This window comes from Fusicatenibacter saccharivorans, assembly GCF_027667425.1.
Lineage (GTDB): Bacteria > Bacillota > Clostridia > Lachnospirales > Lachnospiraceae > Fusicatenibacter > Fusicatenibacter saccharivorans.
Genome location: NZ_JAQEGR010000002.1, coordinates 89,446 through 109,063, shown reverse-complemented (window position 1 = coordinate 109,063; position 19,618 = coordinate 89,446). Strand labels below are relative to the sequence as shown.

Below are 19,618 nucleotides of genomic sequence, written 5' to 3'. Positions count from 1 at the left end.
TCCAAAATGCTACGCATCTCATCGGTGTGGCTTTATCTGCTTTTCATTGCATCCCGAATCCGCTCCAGTGCCTCGGTCAGGGTTGCGCGCGGGCAGGCAATGTTGATCCGCTGGAAACCGCGTCCGCAGTCTCCGAAGATTTTGCCACTGTCAAGCCACAGCTTCGCCTTGTTGATAATCAGGTCTTCCAGTTCATCAACGGATAGCCCCGTCTCGCGAAAATCGAGCCATACGAGATATGTTCCCTCCAGGTCGATCATCTTCACGCCCGGAAGCTGCTCCTCCACATACTGCTTTGTAAATTCTGCATTTGCCTTCACATAGGAAAGCATTGCCTCATACCACTCCTCGCCCTTGTTATATGCCGTCTCGCATGCCACCAGCCCCATCACGCCAAGCTGGCTCGTTCCGGCTGCGTCAAGCTGTTTCCGGAATTTTGCACGGAGTTCCGGGTTGGCGATAAAGATATTCGACATCATCATACTTGCCAGATTGAACGTCTTGCTCGGTGCCGTGCAGGTGATCGTGATATCCTCGTATTCTTTTTTGATTGCGGCAAACACCTGATGCTCGCCTTTGAAGATGAAATCTCCGTGGATCTCATCACTTACAACCGTCACGCCATACTTTATGCAGAGATCTCCGATTGCCGTCAGCTCCTCTTTCGTCCAGACTCTTCCGACCGGGTTGTGCGGATTGCAGAGGAAAAAGAGCTTCACGTTTTCAGCTTTCAGCTTCTCCTCGAAATCCGCCACATCCATGTGATAGCGGTTATCATCGCCGAGCACCAGCGTGCTGCTGACAACTCTTCTGCCGTTATCCGCAATGACTTCCGAAAATGGATAGTAAACCGGTGACTGGATCAGCACGGCATCCCCAGGCGCGGTGTAAGCTTTGACTGCCATCGCAAGTGCAAACACAACGCCTGGCGTTTTGATCAGCCATTCTTCTTTCGGCTCCCAGTTGTGATGGCGTTTCATCCACCCCGCAACTGCCTCAAAATATGGAGTCTGCGCATCGCTGTAGCCGTAAATGCCCATTTTTACACGCTCCACCAGCGCATCCTCGATGTAGGAGGATGTCTCAAAGTCCATGTCCGCCACCCACAGCGGCAGCACGTCAGCTGGCATACCGCGTTTTACTGCGAAGTCATATTTTAAACAGTCTGTATTTTTTCGGTTGATGATTCTGTCAAAATCAAGATTTCTTTCCGTCATTTTTCTCTTCCTCAATTTCTGCAAAAACCTTCTCAAGCTCGCCGATCAGGTCCTCGATATTTTCAATTCCGACGGAGAAGCGAAGGGTGCTCTCCGTAATTCCGTTCCGCTCACGGATTTCCTTCGGCACATCGGCATGTGTCTGCGTCGTCGGATACGTAACGAGTGTCTCCACGCCGCCGAGGCTCTCTGCGAAACGGATCATTCTTACCTTCTCCAGAATGGCAAGGGCAAACTCTTTGCTCTCGAGCTGGATTGTCAGCATAGCACCGAAGCCTCTTGCCTGTTTTTTCATAATCTCATGGCCCGGGTGATCCGGCAGTCCCGGATAGATCACTCTTGTGACTGCTTTCTGCTTCTGCAGCCATGCAGCGATCTGCTCTGCATTCTCCTGGGAACGCTCCATGCGGATGCCTAAAGTTTTCATGCCGCGCAGCACCAGCCAGCAGTCAAACGGAGCAAGACCTGCACCTGTTGTCTTAATCAGGAAACGCAGTTTTTCCTGAATGTCTTCACGGTTTGTCACGATAAAGCCTGCCAGCGTATCATTGTGGCCGCTTAAGTATTTCGTGCCGCTGTGGATGACAACATCCGCGCCGAGATCGAGCGGGTTCTGGAAGTACGGAGACATGAAGGTGTTGTCCACGATCAGAATCAGGTTGTGGCGTTTTGCAATATCCGCCATCTTTCGGATGTCGGTTACGTTCATCATCGGGTTCGTCGGGGTCTCGATGTAGATGGCTTTTGTATTTTCTTTCACATAGCTTTCCACGTCATCACGGCAGCAGTCGATGCCGGAAAATTCGACGCCGTTTTTCTCGTTCACATGGTGGAACAGACGAATGCTTCCGCCGTACAAATCGGAATCCGCAATGATGTGGTCTCCCGGGCGGAACAGCTCCATCAGAAGTGAGATCGCTGCCATGCCGGAGCTTAATGCAAACGCATCAATTCCGTTTTCCAGCACAGCCACCATCTTCTCCAGATGCTCTCTGGTCGGGTTCTGCAGTCTGCTGTAATCAAATCCGGTGCTCTGTCCTACGCCCGGATGCGCATACGTTGCGGTCTGATAAATCGGGTAGCTGAGTGCGCCGTAGTGGCTACACTGTCCCTCGTCCTCTTCTAAATGGATACATTTTGTGTCAATTCCTCTTGCCATATGAATAATCTCCTGTTATTTCGTAATTTTTCTTTCTATACTAATCTGATAGGTTTTGTAACGTAACCTATCATAACAGAAAATGCGGCGTTTGTATATTCCCTTTTTTCTTTGACTTGTTATAAGTTTTTCCTATAACTATCGTAAAAAAACGCCGCCAGAAGATTTTTCTCCCGGCGGCCGCCTCTTGCATCCATATTTTAAATAAGTTCCGCACAGATCGGATAATGATCAGAAAGGCACACACCGTCCTTCTGCTCCGTCCATTTTTCCACCTTTTTCAGTTCCCAGTCCCCTTTGAGAATGATGTAGTCAATCGAGCACTGCGGATCGTTCGGATCATCGCGATGATAGTTGTGGAAGGTAATGCCGATTCCTTCCGTCGCATTCACAAGACCGGCAGTTTCCCTCAGCGGTTTCATCTCTTCGCTGTCCGGCTCGGCATTGAAGTCGCCGCTAAGAATCACCGGCACATCGGCAAATGCTTTCTCTGCTCTCAGATGTGCGAGAATCTGCTCCAGGCCAAGCTTTCTCGCCCCGGCGCACTCGTGATCCAGATGGGTGTTGATGACGCGGAACACTTTTCCGGTCTCCATATCCTCAAATACCACATCCGTCGCAGTACGCGGGCACATACTCTGTACCGGATAGCGGGATCCCGGCACGTACGGTGTCGGTGACAGCCAGAAGGTTTCCAGGCTCACACTCTGAAAACGTTCTTTCCGATAGGCAATGATCATTGCCTCACCGGTCAGATCCTTTTCTCTTCCACATCCGGCAATGTAATATTCTGTCAGATTTTCCTTCAGCCAGGCAGCCACATGCGGCAGTACCTCCTGAAAACCGATGATATCCGGCTTTTCCTGTCTGATTTTTTCCAGAATCAGCGGTCTGCGGTAGATAAAATTATTGGCTCCATCCTGGCCAAAATCACAGCGAATATTAAATGTTACATATTTCATCGTAAAACCCCTCTTTTCATTTGTTTTCCTAACCCTTATTTTTGCTGGAAAGCGCTGTGCTTTCTCTTCTTTTTCTTCGTATTCACACGGCGCAGACACGCATAGCGCAGCTTCAGCCGCATTTTCCAGCTGCAGCCCGGTACCGGCTCCATCAGCTTTTCCAGAAAATGGTTCAGCGTACGTTCCTCATAAGGAGACAGCAGAATCTCACCGTAGATATGTTTCTCGATCAGATGGCAGACACGCGTATATTCGCCTGGCTCGATCGCCGGAAATCTGCGGGCGAGTTCTGCATCGGTTGCTGCTGTTTTCCAGCCAAGACCGGCATCTATGCCCCACAGACAAAGATACTGGTAAATTCTTGCTTCCGTTCTCCGGATCCGCCTGCCCGGCCGCTCCTTCTGCTGTTTCTTTGCCGCCGGTCCAAGGCAGATGATCCGCGCCGCCTCCGCCGCAATCACAAGCAGCGTCAGCAGAATCAGAAGCACGCCAAGCAGCCCGAGAAGAAACAGCGAAACACTGCGCAGTACCGGAAGAACGGCTTCGCCTGCCTTGCTCTTTCGGTTTTCCACACCGGTAATCTGCTCCGCCGACAGCGAATTGTTCTCCAGCACCACATTCTTCTGTACAGAATCTGGACTTCCGACCATTTTCTGAAGAGATGCAACATTATACAGGAACCGTTTGTTTTTTAGGTATTTTCTTTCACTTGTTTTTCTGTTGCTCCTTCCTCCATTTTTTGCTCTGCCTTAAATTCTAAAGACCATCCCAGAAAAACGCAAGTATTTTTAGTACTCCAGATACGCCCCTTTCATCGGGCTTGCTGCGTGGAGGCTGAAAAGACGGAGTACGCCTTTTTTGTATTTCGGCTCGCGCGGTTTCCAGTTTTGGCGGCGTTCTTTTAAGATCGCATCGATTTCTTCCATGGACTTGCGCTCACCGGCGATTCCGATGATGTTAAGTTTTCGTTCCTTCACATCAATCTCAATCAAATCCCCTTCCTCGACGAGTGCGATCGGGCCGCCGTCTACAGCTTCGGGACTGCAGTGGCCGATAACCGGGCCGGTGGAGGCGCCGGAAAAACGGCCGTCGGTGATAAGCGCGATGCTCTTTCCAAGCTCTTTGTCGCTGCTGATTGCCTCGGAAGTATAGAACATCTCCGGCATACCGCTGCCTTTCGGGCCTTCGTAGCGGATGAAGACGGCGTCGCCTTTCTGAACCTTATGTTTCAGCACGGCATCGAGGCACTCCTCCTCGCTGTCGAACGGTCGGGCACGGAGGACGGCGTGGAACATTTCTTTTGGGCAGGCCGTGTGCTTGATGACGGCTCCCTCCGGCGCAAGGTTTCCGCGCAGAACAGCGATGCTGCCGTCCGTTCCGATCGCCTTGTCATACGGGCGGATAATATCTTCTTTTGTAATTGAAGTTCCATACCGCTCATTAAATTTTGCGAGCCATCCGCTGCACTTCTCATAAAATCCATTTTCACGAAGCTCCGCCAGATTTTCACCCAGTGTCTTTCCGGTCACTGTCATCACATCGAGATGCAGATGATCTTTGATTTCTTCCATAATCGCCGGAACGCCGCCCGCATAATAGAAGCACTCTGCCGGCCATCTTCCTGCCGGGCGGACATCGAGCAGATACCGCGCGTTGCGGTGCAGACGATCGAATGTGTCGCCGGTGATCTCGATGCCGAACTCATGCGCAATGGCCGGGATGTGCAGCAGGCAGTTTGTGCTTCCCGAAATTGCCGCGTGGACAAGAATCGCATTCTCAAAACTCTCTTTCGTCACAAGATCGCTTGGCCGCATATGCTCCATCTGTGCCAGTTTTACCGCCTGGCGGCCTGCCTCCCGTGCATATGCCAGAAGATCCGGGCTTGTCGCCGGCATCAGAGCGCTTCCAGGCAGGGCGAGGCCGAGTGCCTCCGCCATGATCTGCATCGTGGATGCCGTTCCGATAAACGAACAGGCACCGCAGCTCGGGCAGGCATTGCATTTCGCCCAGTCGAGCTTCTCCTCGTCGATCTCACTGCGCTCAAATTTTGCGCTGTACATGCCAAGCTGCTCCAGTGTCAGCATCTCCGGTCCCGCATTCATCGTTCCGCCCGGCACAACAACCGCCGGAATATTGACACGCGCAAGGCCGATCAGATTGCCCGGCATACCCTTGTCGCAGCTCGACAGATAGACGCCGCCGTCAAACGGTGTCGCATTCGCGTGGATCTCGATCATATTGGCGATCATCTCGCGGCTCGCAAGACTGTAGTTGATGCCGTCCGTTCCCTGGCTCTCGCCGTCACAGATGTCGGTGCAGAAATACCGCGCCCCGAAGCCCCCCGCTTCCGCAACGCCTTTCCGCACTTCCTCGACCAGCAGATTCAAGTGGCCGCTTCCCGGGTGGCTGTCCCCGTACGTACTCTCCACCATAATCTGCGGTTTTTCAAGATCCTCTTTTTTCCATCCTGTTCCAATCCGGAGCGGATCCATCTCCGGTGCAAGTTTCCGCATTTCCTGACTCTTCAGCATTTCCTTCTCCTCCCGCTGTTTTTAGGTATTAAAATACTCTTTCTGCTTTTCACTATAGCAATCCCTGTATTTGATTGCAAGACAAAAAAGCTGCAGTCTGCAGGGATTCCCCACAGACCGCAGCCTCTCTGAACAGCTCACAGATTTCTCTGTTTTCTGTTTGCCTGCTTTCGCAGATAATTTCCAATGCTTGTAAAACTAAGCAGCGTCACAATCAGAAAAACACCCGGGATCAGAATGATCCACCATGCCTTTGTCATCAGCGCTTTTTCCGAAAGTGACAGCATGCTGCCCCAGGAAATCACCTCCAGCGGAAGACCGATTCCCATAAAACTCAGTGTGGATTCTGCTACAATCGCACTTCGGATGTTCATAACCACCATAAACATAATAGACGAAAAAAAGTTCGGTGCCAGATGGTGCCATAAAATATAGAAAAAACTGCCTCCCATACAGCGCGACGCAATCACGTATTCACTGTTCCGGATCTGCCGTACTTCGGTCCGCACAACCTTTGTAATGCTTGTCCAGCTTGTCATTCCGATCACGGCAGAAATCGTAATCACATTGGATTTTCCCGCAGCGGCCAGAAGAAAAATGACAAGAAGAAGATTCGGCACCGACAAAAAGATCTCGGTCAGCCGCATCAGAAGTGCGTCCAGCCACGCCGGTGCACATCCGCTGACTGCGCCGAAGAGAACGGCAATCACAGTGGAAATCAGCGTAGAAAGCAGACCGATCGCCAGCGATATTCTGCCGCCGTACCAGATCATCGAGAAAATATCTCTTCCCATCGTATCGGTTCCAAACAGAAATTCCCGGCACGGCATGACGGAACAGTTTTTCAGATCCATATATGAGGGATCCTTCGTCATGATCTGCCGACAGAAAAGGCAGCCCAGCACAAGAAGACCCAGAAAAAGCCCTGCTGCCACCGGCCGGTCCTGATACCATTTTTTCTTTTTTTCTGCTTCTGTTTTTTCTGCAGGCCTCTCTCCTGCAAATTGAAATAATTGTGTTTTTTCTGTCACAGCATCATTACCTCCGATGTTTCTGCCGCTTCTTTCTCCCGCATCCGCGGATCAATTCTCTCGTTGATGATCTGTGCCGCCATATTGCATAGAATCACAACGATTCCGGACATCAGGCAAAGCAGCATCAGAAGATTGTAATCTTTGTACCGTGCGCTCTCATACGCCAGCGTTCCGATACCGGGATACGAGAAAACCGTTTCTACAATATAGGTTCCCCCCAGCACATGCGGAACAGAAATGGCCATGATGCCAAGATACGACGGAATCGTATTCCGCAGGCAATGCCGGAACAGAACCGTCTTTCGTTTCAGCCCCTTGGCTCTTGCCAGAAGCACATACTCTTCCCGCACTTCATCCAGAATTTTATTGCGGATCATGTATGCGTAATACCACAAATGACTCAGCACTACGACCGTCATCGGCAGGATCAGATGACAGACACGGTCAGAAAAATCTGCCTGTTTTCCAACAGAGTAGGCACCGGAACTCGGCAGCCATTTGAGCTGCATGGAAAAAACAAGAATCAGAAGCAGCGACAGCCAGAATTCCGGAATACATCCCGTGATGGTTCCCACCTTACAGATGATGCGGTCCAGCCATGTATCTTCCTTCCATGCACAGAGAATTCCAAGAAGCAGCGCGAGGGTGAAAATCAGCAGAAACCCAATGCCGCCAAGCACCAGCGTATTTCCAATTCTTCCCTCGATCACGCGCGTTACATCCATTTTATATTTGTACGAAATTCCGAAATCCCCCTGCAGCGCATTGCCTGCCCAGCGGATATACTGTACGGAAATGGGATCCTTCAGTCCCAATTTTTCTTCGGCCCACACTCTTTCTTCGGGCGTCATTTTTTCCACGCGGTCTCCGTAATATGATACCAGCGGATCTCCCGGCGCAAGCCTTGAAATATAAAATACGAGCACAGACAGCAGCAGAACACTTGCCAGAAATGCCGCTGCTTTTTTTCCATAGTAAAGCACTCTGTTCCGGCTTTTCATCCTGCATCGCCTCCCTCCATCAGCACAAAATGATCTTTTTCCACTTCCCGCAGTGTTCCCGTCCGGGGAAATTCTGTATTGGAAAAATCCGGTACAGCTCGCGCTCTTTCCCTTCGCGGATCCGGAATCGGAATGACCGCGATCAGTGCTTTCGTATACGGATGCAGCGGATTTTCAAACACGGCTCGCGCCGGGCCGGTCTCCACCAGTTTTCCATGGTACATCACACCTACTCTGTCACACAGAAATTCGACCATATCCAGATCATGCGCAATAAACAGGAACGAAAAACCGTGCTCCTTCTGCAGATGACGGAACAGATTCACAATCTGTGCCTGTATCGACGCGTCCAGCGATGCAATCGGTTCATCCGCCACCAGAAGCTCCGGCTCCATCGTCAGTGCCCGTGCAATCGCAACGCGCTGCCGCTGTCCGCCGGACAATTCTCCCGGATATTTTTTCAGATATTCCGGATCCAGCCCCACGTATTTCATCTGGAATCTGGCTTCCTCCTCATAGCTTCCCCGCAGCGGCCGGATTTTCTGCACGCGCATCGGCTCCTCAATAATGTCGCGGACCTTCATCCTCTGATTCAGACTGGAACCGGAATCCTGAAAAATCATCTGGCGTGTCGTCTGCAGCATTTTTTTATTTTTCCGGAACTGGCCTCTGTCGCAGGTATCAATCCCTTTATAATAAATCTGGCCGGCATATGGCTGATAAATATTCATCACACAGCGTGCAGCGGTAGATTTTCCGGAACCGGATTCTCCTACCAGTCCAAAAATTTCTCCTCTTCGAATCTGAAACGATACATCATCGACTGCCTTGACTGCTGTTTTCCGGGACAGTGGAAAAATATGGGTAAGATGACGCACATCCAGCAAAATCTCATGTTCCATCTGTATTTCCTCCTATCGGCGGCACAACCTTCGGTGCTCTCTCATCCAGCAGCCATGTTGCCGCATAATGGCTGTCTGTGACCCGGAACATCGGCGGCTCCTCCTCAAAATCAATTTCCAGCGCATAAGCATTGCGGCTGGCAAAGGCATCGCCCTTCGGCGGATGGAGAAGAGACGGCGGCATTCCCGGGATAGACGGCAGGCTTTCTTTTCCCCTCGAAAACGCCGGTATGGAACGCAGCAGTCCCCACGTATACGGATGACGGGGATCATAGAAAATCTCATCCACGGTTCCAATCTCTACTATTTTTCCCGCATACATGACCGCTACCCGGTCTGCGATCCGCGCTACAACGCCAAGGTCATGTGTGACAAAGACCGTCGCCGTTCCCAGTTTTTTCTGAATTTCCCGAAGCAGGTCCAGAATCTGTGCTTGAATCGTCACATCCAGCGCTGTCGTCGGCTCATCAGCAAACAGAATTTCCGGATTGCCCGCCAGCGCAATCGCCAGTACGATCCGCTGCCGCATTCCGCCGGAAAAGTGATACGGATATGCCTTTTTCCGCTCTTCTGCCTGCTCGATTCCCACCAGCTGCATCAGTTCTGTCACTCTCTGTTCCACTTCTTCTTTTCCCATGTCTTTCTGATGCGCCCGCACTGCCTCTGCAATCTGCGCTCCGACTGTCATCGTCGGATTTAAGGAAGTCATCGGATTCTGGAAAACCATCGAGAACAGTTTTCCCCGCAGTTCCCGCATTCTTCGCTCCCCGTATCCTGCAATTTCTTCTCCATTGACCAGAATTTTTCCGTTTTTGATCTTTGCATTCTCCGGCAGCAGCTTCATAATGCTTTTGCAGAGCACACTTTTTCCGCAGCCTGACTCGCCTACAACAGCGAGCACCTCACCTGCATTCAGGGAAAAGCTGACATCGCGGACCGCCTGTACTTCCCCCTCATCCGTAAAAAAGCTGACGGAAAGATGTTCCACTTTTAATCGTTCCTTCATTCCGTTTTTCTCCTGTACAGACAAAAAGGAGGTAACCATACCTCCTTCGTCTGCTTTTTTGTTTTTATTCTTCGATTGTCCAGTCCTGAATATTCCAGAAAATACCAACGCCGTGGTGGCCCAGCACCGTGTCTTTGGAAATTCCCTGAATACCGGAATCTGCCACATAATTTGCATCAATATAACAGATGAATGCATAGGCCGGATCTTCTGCCAGTTCTTCCTGGAATTTTCCGTAATATTCTTTCCGCACTTCCGGATCGTCACTCTGGCGGGCAAGAGACAGATACTCATCTACTTTTTCATTGGAATAGCTCGAATAATTCGCCCCTTTGTCCGTGCCGAAAACCTTATATGTATGATCGTCCGCATCGAACGGGCTTCCCCAGCCGATCAGACAGGCCATCTGTCCGCCCCAGTCCATCTGTGCCGGAATTTCTACGGTACAGTTGATTCCGGTTTCCCGGAGCTGCTGTGCTGCTGCCTGGGCAATATCAATGCGGTCCTGCTCACCGGACATCACGCTGATGACAAAACCGATTTCTTCGCCGTCCCGCTCATAGAAACCATCGCTGTTTCTGGTGCATCCGGCCGCTTCCAGAATTTCCTGTGCTTTTTCCGGATTGTAATCATAGTGTTCTACATTTTCGTTATTATAAATGTTACGCTGCAGAGGACTGTATGCCGGCATTCCCTCGCCAAGAAGTACAGAATCAATGATCGCCTGACGGTCAATAGAATAGCATACCGCCGGAATGATGTCTCTGTTTTTCGTCCAGTAATCATTTGCAAAGTTAAATAAAATTCCGCGGTAATCTGCCGTTGTCATATCGTAGCAGGTAAAACCGTCTTTTTCTTTGAAATTCTGTGCATTTTTCGGGTCAAGCAGCGCCAGATCCAGTTCGCCGGATTCCAGCTGCATTGCCTGTGCATTATCATCCGGTACAATTTTGAAAATGACCTTGTCAATCTTTGGTGCACCGAGGTAATAATTTTCATTTTTTGTCAGAACGATCGACTGGCCTTCATCCCAGCTTTCCAGCTTGTACGGACCTGTTCCGACCGGTGCTCGGAAGAAATCCGACTCCTGCATATTTTCACCTTCCAGCAGGTGCTTCGGCAGGATGGCCATCGTCATGTATTCCAGGAAAGCCACGTTCGGCTCGGAAAGGCGGAAGGAAACGGTGCTGTCATCTATAACTGTAATCTCTTCTACATCCTCATAATTTGGTGCATTTTCAGATCCGTTTTCCGGATCCATGATCGCTTCGATGGTGAATTTCACATCATCCGCCGTAAATTTTTCTCCATCATGCCATTGGATGCCATCCCGGATATGAAAGGTGTAGGTGCAGGTTTCTGCATCGTACTCCCATTTTTCTGCCAGACCCGGAACAATGTTGTCATCCGCATCGTGTGCGGTCAGTCCGTTGAACAGCAGTAGATTAATTTCACCGTGCTCATCCATCGCCGGATTAATCCTGGTATAATCAGCAGAACCGTAAACCAGGGTCGTCTCTTCCTCCCCTGTCTGGCCGGAAGAAGCTTCCGTCTCTGTTTTCGACAAATCTGTACTGTTGCTGTTTTTCCCTCTGTCCTGACCGCATGCCGCAAGGGATGCTGCAAGAGACACCATCAGCATCAAAGATAATATTTTCTTTTTCATCCTTTTCCTCCCATTTTCAGACCGTTTTTACCCGGACTGACCGCTTTTTTGCTTTGTACTCCCATGATCTGCGCGCCTGATCCATGTACTGTTCGTTCATTATATTTGATATTTCAGGCTCTCACAAGCCGGGTGGGGGGATATTTTTTTCTTTTCTTGTAAAGTTAATCGTCTCATGCAGAGGGAGTTGCCCGTTTCTTTTTTGTTATCCTATTTTCTTTACCCTATCACATCCGTAACCGCATTCACCGCTTTCGCCACAAAGCTGATCGTCTTTTCATTGAACACTTCCCCGTCTTTTGAGATCGAAACGTGTGCGAGTCCGATCTCATCTTTCTCGCTCGCTTCGGTGCTGCCCATGAGGGTTGTCCATTTGATATGGACATCGTCGGCAGTGATGGCGTGGTCGCATATTACGATGTACTGTGCTTCATCGAACAGCGGCGAATTGGATTCCGCATAGACGATGATGTCGTTGTTTTTTTCCTGATAGACGCGCACGGTATAATTTACCAGGTCTTTTTCATCCGTAATATAGTCCTTGTTCGGCGATACGGTTTCTTCGCAGATCAGGCTTGCATCTTTTGGAATGGTATTCTTCTCTTTCGTTTTGGTCATCCCGATCATCAGCATACAGTTGCAGAGCGCTGCGATCAGAACTGCAAGCAGCAGGATTTTTATTCTATGTTTCATTGTTTTCTCTTCCTTTTCCCATGTCATAGTTTGTCACTGATGTTTCATTTCCATTATACATGATTCCCCCAAAATAAGAAACGTTAAAATACGTCCGTCCCCATAAAAGCTTTTTTGAAAAAATTTCTCAAAGAAAAAGTTTTCCATTTTGTTCCAAATATGTTATGCTATACTATCCGTTAGGCAATTCTAACTTGATGCACTCTCGCAATAAAGGAGGTCCTGCATGCCTTTAAATTTAACCGTTTTCAATCAGTTTTACGCCATCAATAAAATCTGCGGCCAGGAAAAGCAGCGCCATTATCTGGAGTCGCTGGGGTTTGTTCCCGGGGCCAGGATTTCGATTCTAAAGAAAAAATTTTTACGCTTCTCAATAACAGAAGCGAAGAAAAACAGTACGCCTTTCTGATGACGGATGTCGACAATTTTCATCTGCTCAACGATTACTGGGGTTATGAGACGGGTACGAACATTCTGAATTTCATCCTGAAAAAGCTGGAACTCTTTCCGCAGACACTCTTTGTGAACCGCTATCACTCCGATATCTTTGTCGGCATTATCGATATCACCTGGCAGGATCCGGCCGTGGTGCGGGAAAAGATTTCCGCCTATCACAAGCAGGCGATCCGCTTCTTCCACGACCGGAATATCCGCATTTCCATGGACGATTTTGGGTCTGGATATTCGTCCTTAAATTCGCTGAAGGATATTCTGTTTGATGAAGTTAAAATTGACAAACATTTCCTCTCGGCGGGCCTCTCCGAAAAAGGAAAAATTGTGCTGGAAGAGATGTTCCATCTTTTAAAACGCACAGACAAATGGATTGTCTGCGAGGGTGTGGAGACGAAAGAGATGGTAGATTTTCTGATCGCCGAAGGATGCGACGAGCTGCAGGGATTCTATTATTATAAACCGATGGAACAGAAAAAATTTGAAGAGCTGATCGCTTGACAAAGTTCGAATTCTATACTATGGTTATCTTACCCGGTAGTTACTACCGATTCAATTCTGTTATGAACTTTGTTGGGAGGTATGCATGATGTATTCCATGAAAGAAGCCTGCGTTCAGACAGGCATGTCGTATGAAACCCTGAAATTTTACTGCAAAGAAGGCCTCGTCCCGAACGTAAAACGTGACAGCCACAATTACCGCGTTTTCGACGACCGCGACATCAAATGGATCCAGAGCCTCGGCTGCCTGAAGCGCTGCGGCATGACGCTGGCGGAAATGAAAGAATATCTCGCCTACTGCCTCGAAGGTCCATCCTCCATTCCGGAGCGTAAAGAAATTCTCGCGGTAAAAAAAGAAGCGCTGCTCGCATCGATGGAAAAACTGCAGAAAGCCATCGATTATATCGACTGGAAACAGAATTTTTACGATGATGTCCTGTCGGGAAAAATCGAATATCACAGCAATCTGATTTCCGATGAAGAGATTGCACAGAAGGCACAGTAGTCCTTCCTATCCTATGCAAAAAACGGCGCCGATCTTTTTACAGATCAGTGCCGTTTTCTCATTTTTTCTCTTCTTTCCTCCACCGTCTCCATGCGTCGTCTGCGGAGCTGTTCATTTACTTCGGCTGCGGTCCGCATACTCTGTCCGAAATCGACGATGTGCCACAGGATTTTTGCTCCCAGGATAAAGGATCCGTAGATGGCTGCATCCAGCGGGCCGTACCAGAAATGCCAGTAATGTGCCAGCGGCAGCAATGTGATTTCCAGCAGGCAGGTATGCAACTCTGTTGAATTTATCTCGTCAATCATGTCATCATCTCGTCACGTAAGTGACGTGATTAATTTTCTCGAATATTATATGTTTTTCCGTCTCAGATCCGATCCAGCACTTCCCCAATATCCCCTTTAATGCACACCGCTCTGTCACGGATCAGATCCGGGACACGCATATCGCTGATGTTGATGCAGACATAAAGATTATCTTTATCTTCTGCTGTCATGCTGAAAAATGGATATTTGATGATTCCCGGCGTGTTGTATCCCACGCCGAGTTCCAGATACAGGATATGGCCTCTGTTGTGACGAAGCAGGAAATCGATGCGTCGGCTGGATGCCTCATGCCAGCCTTTATCTTCCACAAACGTGTCATCCGCGCGCAGATTCATGCTCATCGGTTTTCCGCAGTGTGGGCAGTACGGCACCAGTTCGGATGGGATCCGCATGCTCAGGTTTCCGTTCTCCGGCGGAACAAGGCTTCCGTCTTCCAGGATCTGATACCCCTGGGCAAGCAGCATCTTTCGAATGATTTCTTCATTGTCATACTTTTCCTTGCAGCACGGCTCAGAGCACTGAAACAGGCCGTAATCTCCCTGCGTGTAAAACAAACGGTTTTTATCAAATCCGGCTTTCTGGAAGCAGTGGTCTACATTTGTGGTGATGACAAAATAGCTCTTATTTTTCATCAGGCTGAGCAGTTTCTGGTAAACCGGTTTTGGCGCGTCCTGATAACGGTTGATGTAAATGTATCTGCTCCAGTACGCCCAGTATTCTTCCAGCGTATCGTAAGGGTAGAAGCCGCCAGAATACATATCGTGGAAACCGTATTTCTGTTCAAAATCTGCAAAATATTTCCGGAACCGCTCACCGCTGTAGGTAAATCCGGCCGATGTCGAAAGCCCAGCCCCGGCTCCTATTAAAATCGTGTTTTTTTCCTGCAGTGCGGTGCGAAAACGCTCCATCTTTTTTTCAAATTCTCTTTCTTTCCAACTTTCAAACATCACAAATTCACCTCTTCTTTTCTTTCTGCTTTTGTTCCCCATTCTTCAGCGATTACTTTTCTCCCAGCAGCTCCTCATAAATCTCCCGGTCGCGGTCCTTGAACACGTTGAAAATGACCTTCTCCACGCTCGTCTCTTTCTGCGCCAGAAACTCTTTCACCGTCGCAACGGCAATCTCCGCTGCTTTCTCGTTCGGAAAATGAAATTCTCCAGTGGAAATGCAGCAGAACGCCACGCTTTTCAGTCCGTTCTCCGCCGCAAGTGACAGGCACGACCGATAGCAGTCCGCCAGCTGCCGGCAGTGTGTTTCCGTCAGATGGCCGCCCACAATCGGTCCAACCGTGTGGAGCACATAGCGGCACGGCAGATTATACGCCGGCGTGATTTTCGCCTGCCCCGTCGGCTCCGCATGGCCCTGCGCTTCCATCATCTCCTCGCAGTACAGCCGAAGCTGCACACCCGCAAACGTATGGATGCAGTTGTCAATGCACCGGTGATTCGGCACGTAACAGCCGGTCATCCCGCTGTTCGCCGCATTCACAATCGCATCGCACCGGAGCGCGGTGATATCGCCCTGCCAGAGATACAGCCCCTGCTGCACCGGCGTAAGGTCGTCGACATTCGTCACGCCCTTTTTTGCCGTCTCCTCCTGCAGATACGCATCCTGAATGTTCAGAAATTCTGCACTGCTCTTTTTCACCATGCGCACATTCATCAGCCCCCGCAGAAGCTGTCTCTGCCCGGTGCTGTCAGACGGAATCTGCATTCCGCGGTACTCCCGGCTCTCTTCCAGCAATGACTGGATCAGAAAATTTCTTCGTTCACTCTGGTTCATGTTATTCCCTCATTTCCATCGTTTCTATAGACTTTATCTTATCACTATTCCCATAAAATCTGTAGCTAAAATAAGGGGACTACTGCCCTCTTTTGCGAATCGTTCCTCTCGGACACGTCTCCGCGCATCGGCCGCAGTGCAGGCACTGGTGCTGGTCGATGACGGCCGGGATGCGGGTGATGTCGATGCATTTCTGCGGACAGACTGAAAAACAGAGCTTGCAGCCAATGCATTCGTTTCCCACCTCGTACCCAGCCATCGACTGCTCTGCGCCGCCGATCAGGATCGTGTCCCGCACGATATGCGACGGATCGCTGATGTCGAAGTATTCTCCCTCGGCCTCGTACACGCGGAACACCTCAAGTGCCGCGCGTGTATCGCCGGGATAAATTTTCTGCATGTATGGATTTTTTCCGAAAATTTCATCCAGCTTTTCACTGTGGATGTTCTGGATTCTGCCGCGGAGAGAGACTGCTTTTTTATCTTTCGTCGCAGAAATTGCCACATAGCCCTGCTCCATGAGCTGTGCATAAAAGGCTTTTCCTTTTGCCGTCAGAAAATACACTCCTTTCTTGTCCCACAGCATCATATCGATCACACGGGTCTGTGGATGACCGTCTGCACCGATCGTCGCCATCGTGGTTGAGTGCATCTCCTCTACTAACATCTTCAGATAATCATTTCTCTCCATAGCGGCAGATTCCTTTCTCTTTTTACTTCAAATTCATAGCGACAGATTAAAACTCGTACGGCGGGTTTCCGGAAAAGTCTGCGATTACACCGTGTGCATTGTTCAGATAGAATACCTCGAAAATCGGGTTGTCAGCGGTTTGGTACTGGCCTTTTACAATCGGATTTCCCATGCACATTTCTTTTGCAGCCATATTGTTTTCAAATACAGCTTTTCCGTTCAGACGGATCCATGCATAGGATGGGCTGGAAGTGGAAATTTCAATTTCCGGATTTGCCAGCATATCTTTATAAACATCTTTTGTGTTGTTGGTACAAAACCACAGTTTTCCTTCCATTTCGCCAATAAACATAAACGGACGGCATTTTGCTTTTCCATCGCGTCCTACAGTTGCTAAATACTGTACTGGGTTTTCTTTTAAGAATTCTACTACTTTACTCATGATGATGTCCTCCATTTTCGTTTTTTGATTTTGTTTTTGAGCTTGTTTCTTATGATTTGGTTTCGGCCTTTTTCGAATGCGCTCCAGACCTTTTTTCTCGAAAGGATTGCTTTTTTCTTTCGATGGCTTTATAATAAGCCCAAAGCGTCTTAACGTAAAGTAAGCACAATATTATGCTGTAGTTACCAAAAGGAAACTATTGTGTAAATACAAGGTTTTCCGTGCTTACTTTTACAAGAAAATCTTTATGAAATGGAGGTTTTTTATGTCAGTTTCTGAAAAAAACGCAATATCTTTAGCCGATCTCCCGGCCTGCCCGGTAGAGACTACCTTAACCTTAATCAGTGATAAATGGAAAGTCCTGATTCTCCGTGATCTGATGCCGGGCACCAAACGTTTTGGCGAACTAAAAAAATCCATCGGTCACGTTTCCCAGAAGGTTCTGACGAGCCAGCTCCGTCAGATGGAACAGAGCGGGCTCGTCAGCCGTAAAGTTTATGCAGAAGTTCCGCCGCGGGTAGAATATACCCTCACCGACCTGGGCTACAGCCTACAGCCAATCATGGATGCCATGTGGAGCTGGGGAGAAAATTATAAGAAAAAACTCTCCGCCGAAGAATCCGAAACCGCCTGATATTCGTTTGTTTTTTGCAAAAAAAATGTCTCAAAACCAGTCTTTTGTTTTGAGACATTTTTATTTTCTATTTTTCCCGGAAATTCGGACTGTTTTCTTTCAGCACCACTGTTTCCCAGCTTCCGATTGTTCCATCATACTGTCCGTTCCACACCGGATACTGTTCGACCGGAAGTTTGATTTCCACGGCATTCCGATTAAAGTTCTGTACGAACACATACCGGATTCCATTCTTTTCGCGCGTTGTAACCTCCACGCCATCCGGAATCTCTTTCACCACCGATGTGACACCTGCTTCTTCTGCCAGTTTTCCGCAGAGCTCATCGTACAGACCCTGTTCAAAACCGGCACAGATCTGATATGCTTTTCCTGCGCCATACTGGTTTTCTGTCAGTGCAGGCATTCCTGCATAAAAATCTTTTCCATAAGTCATCAGCACTTCTGCTGTCGATGGTTTCACCAGTTCACAGAGATTGCTGCACCGGTACGTCCGGGTCAGATGCAGACGGTTTTGCGGGACCGGAACTCCTTCGTTCCATTCCCCATCGTACAGGCCGTCAATCTCCATGCTCCGAAGTCCCATTACATCCAGCAGTCCGTGCGGCGTTCCGCCAAGGAAACAAAGATCCGTCTCATCTACAATTCCGGACCAGTACGTTGCCAGGAAAGTGCCGCCTCCGGCCACAAACTGCCGTACTTTTTCCACCCATCCTTCCCGCTGCAGATAAACCACAGGCGCTGCCACGATCTGATAGTCCGAAAGACCCTGCGTTTCATCGATGACATCAACATCCAGGCCGAGTCTGCGGAAGGCGCGGTATGATTTTTCCACGGTTTCTTTGTAAAACAGGCCCTGATTCCGTGGCCCTGCCGCATCTTCCAGTGCCCACCGGTTTTCGGTGTCATAAATCACAGCCACTTTCGGACTGCAGATGGCACCGGAAAGTTCCTGCATCTGCGCCAGGGTTTCTCCTACCTTTGTCACTTCCCGGAATACACGGGTGTCATCTCCTCCATAATGGTCTATCACCGCTCCATGAAACTTTTCGGAAGCTCCACGGCTCTGGCGCATCTGGAAATACAGGACGCTGTCTGATCCGTGCGCCACGGCCTGCATGGATGCGGCGTGCAGCATGCCCGGCTTTTTCAGTTTGCTGACCGGCTGCCAGTTTGTTGCGGACGGACAGCTCTCCATCAGATAAAACGGCTTTTTCTGGATACTGCGCATGATATCATGCTGCATCGCCGTATCTGCTGCCGTAACTGCTTCCGCTTCTTTGTGCCAGGTCGGATAATTGTCCCAGGAAACAAAATCAACAATGTCGGCAAACTTGTGATAATCCAGTCCCTTGAAATCATACATCATATTGATGGTCGTAGGCTGTTTGGCACCGGCATCCCGCAGCGCGCTGATCTCCCATTTCACAAAATCGGCTGTCTGATCTGTTACAAATCGTTTCCAGTCCAGATTCAGTCCGTGCAGCGATGCGTCTCCTTTTGGCGACGGACTCTCCACCTGATCAAAACTCTGGTATGTATGACTCCAGAACGCCGTGTTCCATGCATGGTTTAAGGCCTGTAAACTGCCATATTTTTGTTTTACCCAGTTCCGAAATGCCTCCTGGCAGAGCGGACAATGGCACTCTCCGCCTAGTTCATTCGAAATATGCCATGCAATGACGCCTGGATGATCCCTGAACGCTTCTGCCAGTTTTGTATTGATCTTTCTCGTTTTTTCCCGGTACACCGGCGAGGTATAGCAATGGTTATGACGCTCTCCGTACAGATTTCTCTGCCGCATCGCATCCATGCGGAGTACTTCCGGATATTTCTGTGCCATCCAGCGCGGTCTTGCCGCTGTCGGTGTAGCCATCATGACAGAAATTCCATTTTCATACAGGCGGTCTACCATTTTTTTGAGCCATTCCAGATCAAACACGCCTTCTTCCGGCTCCAGGAATGCCCAGGAAAAGATGCCGAGGGAAACTTCATTTATTTTCGCTTTTTTGAAATACGCAAGATCCTGTTCCAGAATTTCCGGATATTCCAGCCATTGTTCCGGATTGTAATCTCCGCCATGCAGAAGTTTTCCAAAATTTATATTCTGTCTCAT

The 19,618-nt window shown here is 49.3% G+C and carries 21 protein-coding genes; 4 read left to right on the top strand and 17 right to left on the bottom strand.

Translation table 11 applies throughout. The annotated features are described in order from the left end of the window. Positions 1-32 precede the first annotated feature (32 nt). From PGS38_RS02635 to PGS38_RS02585, 11 genes are all read right to left on the bottom strand, one after another. A complete protein-coding gene (locus tag PGS38_RS02635) occupies positions 33-1,217 on the bottom strand; it encodes a MalY/PatB family protein (RefSeq protein WP_117510972.1) in 1,185 nt (394 codons plus the stop codon). Further along, positions 1,198-2,376: a trans-sulfuration enzyme family protein gene (locus PGS38_RS02630; RefSeq protein ID WP_117510969.1), complete on the bottom strand. Its 1,179-nt coding sequence runs from the start codon at positions 2,374-2,376 to the stop codon at positions 1,198-1,200. Before PGS38_RS02630 ends, PGS38_RS02635 begins: the two co-directional genes overlap by 20 nt. A 200-nt stretch (positions 2,377-2,576) precedes the next feature. Continuing rightward, positions 2,577-3,338 carry an endonuclease/exonuclease/phosphatase family protein gene (locus tag PGS38_RS02625; RefSeq protein ID WP_117762218.1) on the bottom strand — a complete coding sequence of 254 codons (762 nt, stop codon included), beginning with the start codon at positions 3,336-3,338 and terminating at the stop codon, positions 2,577-2,579. Between the two features lie 35 nt (positions 3,339-3,373). Next, on the bottom strand, positions 3,374-3,952 hold the full coding sequence (locus tag PGS38_RS02620) for a hypothetical protein (RefSeq protein ID WP_147326136.1): 579 nt from the start codon (positions 3,950-3,952) through the stop codon (positions 3,374-3,376). Positions 3,953-4,126: 174 nt separating this feature from the next. Then, positions 4,127-5,869, bottom strand: coding sequence for a dihydroxy-acid dehydratase (gene ilvD / locus PGS38_RS02615; protein WP_117510966.1), 1,743 nt, complete (start codon positions 5,867-5,869; stop codon positions 4,127-4,129). A 137-nt stretch (positions 5,870-6,006) separates the two neighbouring features. Further along, a complete protein-coding gene (locus PGS38_RS02610; protein WP_117510964.1) occupies positions 6,007-6,900 on the bottom strand; it encodes an ABC transporter permease in 894 nt (297 codons plus the stop codon). Further along, complete coding sequence (locus PGS38_RS02605) at positions 6,897-7,904, bottom strand: ABC transporter permease (protein WP_117805026.1); 1,008 nt, start codon at positions 7,902-7,904, stop codon at positions 6,897-6,899. The genes PGS38_RS02610 and PGS38_RS02605 overlap by 4 nt, the downstream gene beginning before the upstream one ends. Further along, positions 7,901-8,806, bottom strand: coding sequence for an ATP-binding cassette domain-containing protein (locus tag PGS38_RS02600; protein WP_119188790.1), 906 nt, complete (start codon positions 8,804-8,806; stop codon positions 7,901-7,903). The genes PGS38_RS02605 and PGS38_RS02600 overlap by 4 nt, the downstream gene beginning before the upstream one ends. Beyond that, positions 8,796-9,812, bottom strand: coding sequence for an ABC transporter ATP-binding protein (locus PGS38_RS02595; protein WP_055227871.1), 1,017 nt, complete (start codon positions 9,810-9,812; stop codon positions 8,796-8,798). The genes PGS38_RS02600 and PGS38_RS02595 overlap by 11 nt, the downstream gene beginning before the upstream one ends. Before the next feature lie 64 nt (positions 9,813-9,876). Further along, the gene (locus PGS38_RS02590; protein ID WP_199695873.1) at positions 9,877-11,478 is read right to left on the bottom strand and encodes an ABC transporter substrate-binding protein; all 1,602 of its coding nucleotides are present in this window, start codon (positions 11,476-11,478) and stop codon (positions 9,877-9,879) included. Positions 11,479-11,697: 219 nt separating this feature from the next. Next, positions 11,698-12,171, bottom strand: coding sequence for a hypothetical protein (locus PGS38_RS02585; protein WP_117510953.1), 474 nt, complete (start codon positions 12,169-12,171; stop codon positions 11,698-11,700). 226 nt (positions 12,172-12,397) lie between these two features. On the opposite strand from PGS38_RS02585, the gene PGS38_RS02580 reads away from it, so the two are divergent. The 3 genes from PGS38_RS02580 to PGS38_RS02570 all read left to right on the top strand — a co-directional run bounded on the left by PGS38_RS02580 (position 12,398) and on the right by PGS38_RS02570 (position 13,627). Next, a complete protein-coding gene (locus PGS38_RS02580) occupies positions 12,398-12,580 on the top strand; it encodes a FeoA family protein (protein ID WP_117801888.1) in 183 nt (60 codons plus the stop codon). Beyond that, on the top strand, positions 12,580-13,122 hold the full coding sequence (locus tag PGS38_RS02575) for an EAL domain-containing protein (protein WP_117801887.1): 543 nt from the start codon (positions 12,580-12,582) through the stop codon (positions 13,120-13,122). Before PGS38_RS02580 ends, PGS38_RS02575 begins: the two co-directional genes overlap by 1 nt. Before the next feature lie 85 nt (positions 13,123-13,207). Beyond that, on the top strand, positions 13,208-13,627 hold the full coding sequence (locus PGS38_RS02570; protein WP_330421837.1) for a MerR family transcriptional regulator: 420 nt from the start codon (positions 13,208-13,210) through the stop codon (positions 13,625-13,627). Positions 13,628-13,671: 44 nt separating this feature from the next. On the opposite strand, the gene PGS38_RS02565 is transcribed toward PGS38_RS02570, so the two are convergent. The 5 genes from PGS38_RS02565 to PGS38_RS02545 all read right to left on the bottom strand — a co-directional run bounded on the left by PGS38_RS02565 (position 13,672) and on the right by PGS38_RS02545 (position 16,871). Further along, positions 13,672-13,935, bottom strand: coding sequence for a hypothetical protein (locus PGS38_RS02565; RefSeq protein WP_118697306.1), 264 nt, complete (start codon positions 13,933-13,935; stop codon positions 13,672-13,674). A 62-nt stretch (positions 13,936-13,997) separates the two neighbouring features. Beyond that, positions 13,998-14,903, bottom strand: a complete 906-nt coding sequence (locus tag PGS38_RS02560) for an SIR2 family NAD-dependent protein deacylase (protein ID WP_243110772.1) — start codon at positions 14,901-14,903, stop codon at positions 13,998-14,000. Positions 14,904-14,955: 52 nt separating this feature from the next. Continuing rightward, the gene (locus tag PGS38_RS02555; RefSeq protein WP_118601282.1) at positions 14,956-15,738 is read right to left on the bottom strand and encodes a protein-ADP-ribose hydrolase; all 783 of its coding nucleotides are present in this window, start codon (positions 15,736-15,738) and stop codon (positions 14,956-14,958) included. 79 nt (positions 15,739-15,817) lie between these two features. Beyond that, positions 15,818-16,429: a pyridoxamine 5'-phosphate oxidase family protein gene (locus PGS38_RS02550; RefSeq protein ID WP_117801883.1), complete on the bottom strand. Its 612-nt coding sequence runs from the start codon at positions 16,427-16,429 to the stop codon at positions 15,818-15,820. Positions 16,430-16,475: 46 nt separating this feature from the next. Then, entirely contained in the window at positions 16,476-16,871 is a 396-nt protein-coding gene (locus PGS38_RS02545; RefSeq protein WP_117801882.1) for a pyridoxamine 5'-phosphate oxidase family protein, read from the bottom strand. 265 nt (positions 16,872-17,136) lie between these two features. On the opposite strand from PGS38_RS02545, the gene PGS38_RS02540 reads away from it, so the two are divergent. Further along, a complete protein-coding gene (locus tag PGS38_RS02540) occupies positions 17,137-17,505 on the top strand; it encodes a winged helix-turn-helix transcriptional regulator (RefSeq protein ID WP_117801881.1) in 369 nt (122 codons plus the stop codon). A gap of 67 nt (positions 17,506-17,572) precedes the next feature. Here PGS38_RS02540 and PGS38_RS02535 read toward each other — a convergent pair whose 3' ends face one another. Then, on the bottom strand, positions 17,573-19,618 hold the full coding sequence (locus tag PGS38_RS02535; RefSeq protein WP_118595793.1) for a beta-galactosidase: 2,046 nt from the start codon (positions 19,616-19,618) through the stop codon (positions 17,573-17,575).

Coding starts and splice junctions, on each gene's coding strand:
- PGS38_RS02635 (WP_117510972.1), bottom strand. CDS start 1,217: ATGACGGAAAGAAATCTTGATTTTGACAGAATCATCAACCGAAAAAAT.
- PGS38_RS02630 (WP_117510969.1), bottom strand. CDS start 2,376: ATGGCAAGAGGAATTGACACAAAATGTATCCATTTAGAAGAGGACGAG.
- PGS38_RS02625 (WP_117762218.1), bottom strand. CDS start 3,338: ATGAAATATGTAACATTTAATATTCGCTGTGATTTTGGCCAGGATGGA.
- ilvD (WP_117510966.1), bottom strand. CDS start 5,869: ATGCTGAAGAGTCAGGAAATGCGGAAACTTGCACCGGAGATGGATCCG.
- PGS38_RS02605 (WP_117805026.1), bottom strand. CDS start 7,904: ATGAAAAGCCGGAACAGAGTGCTTTACTATGGAAAAAAAGCAGCGGCA.
- PGS38_RS02600 (WP_119188790.1), bottom strand. CDS start 8,806: ATGGAACATGAGATTTTGCTGGATGTGCGTCATCTTACCCATATTTTT.
- PGS38_RS02595 (WP_055227871.1), bottom strand. CDS start 9,812: ATGAAGGAACGATTAAAAGTGGAACATCTTTCCGTCAGCTTTTTTACG.
- PGS38_RS02590 (WP_199695873.1), bottom strand. CDS start 11,478: ATGAAAAAGAAAATATTATCTTTGATGCTGATGGTGTCTCTTGCAGCA.
- PGS38_RS02585 (WP_117510953.1), bottom strand. CDS start 12,171: ATGAAACATAGAATAAAAATCCTGCTGCTTGCAGTTCTGATCGCAGCG.
- PGS38_RS02580 (WP_117801888.1), top strand. CDS start 12,398: ATGCCTTTAAATTTAACCGTTTTCAATCAGTTTTACGCCATCAATAAA.
- PGS38_RS02575 (WP_117801887.1), top strand. CDS start 12,580: ATGACGGATGTCGACAATTTTCATCTGCTCAACGATTACTGGGGTTAT.
- PGS38_RS02570 (WP_330421837.1), top strand. CDS start 13,208: ATGATGTATTCCATGAAAGAAGCCTGCGTTCAGACAGGCATGTCGTAT.
- PGS38_RS02565 (WP_118697306.1), bottom strand. CDS start 13,935: ATGATTGACGAGATAAATTCAACAGAGTTGCATACCTGCCTGCTGGAA.
- PGS38_RS02560 (WP_243110772.1), bottom strand. CDS start 14,903: ATGTTTGAAAGTTGGAAAGAAAGAGAATTTGAAAAAAAGATGGAGCGT.
- PGS38_RS02555 (WP_118601282.1), bottom strand. CDS start 15,738: ATGAACCAGAGTGAACGAAGAAATTTTCTGATCCAGTCATTGCTGGAA.
- PGS38_RS02550 (WP_117801883.1), bottom strand. CDS start 16,429: ATGGAGAGAAATGATTATCTGAAGATGTTAGTAGAGGAGATGCACTCA.
- PGS38_RS02545 (WP_117801882.1), bottom strand. CDS start 16,871: ATGAGTAAAGTAGTAGAATTCTTAAAAGAAAACCCAGTACAGTATTTA.
- PGS38_RS02540 (WP_117801881.1), top strand. CDS start 17,137: ATGTCAGTTTCTGAAAAAAACGCAATATCTTTAGCCGATCTCCCGGCC.
- PGS38_RS02535 (WP_118595793.1), bottom strand. CDS start 19,618: ATGAGACAGAATATAAATTTTGGAAAACTTCTGCATGGCGGAGATTAC.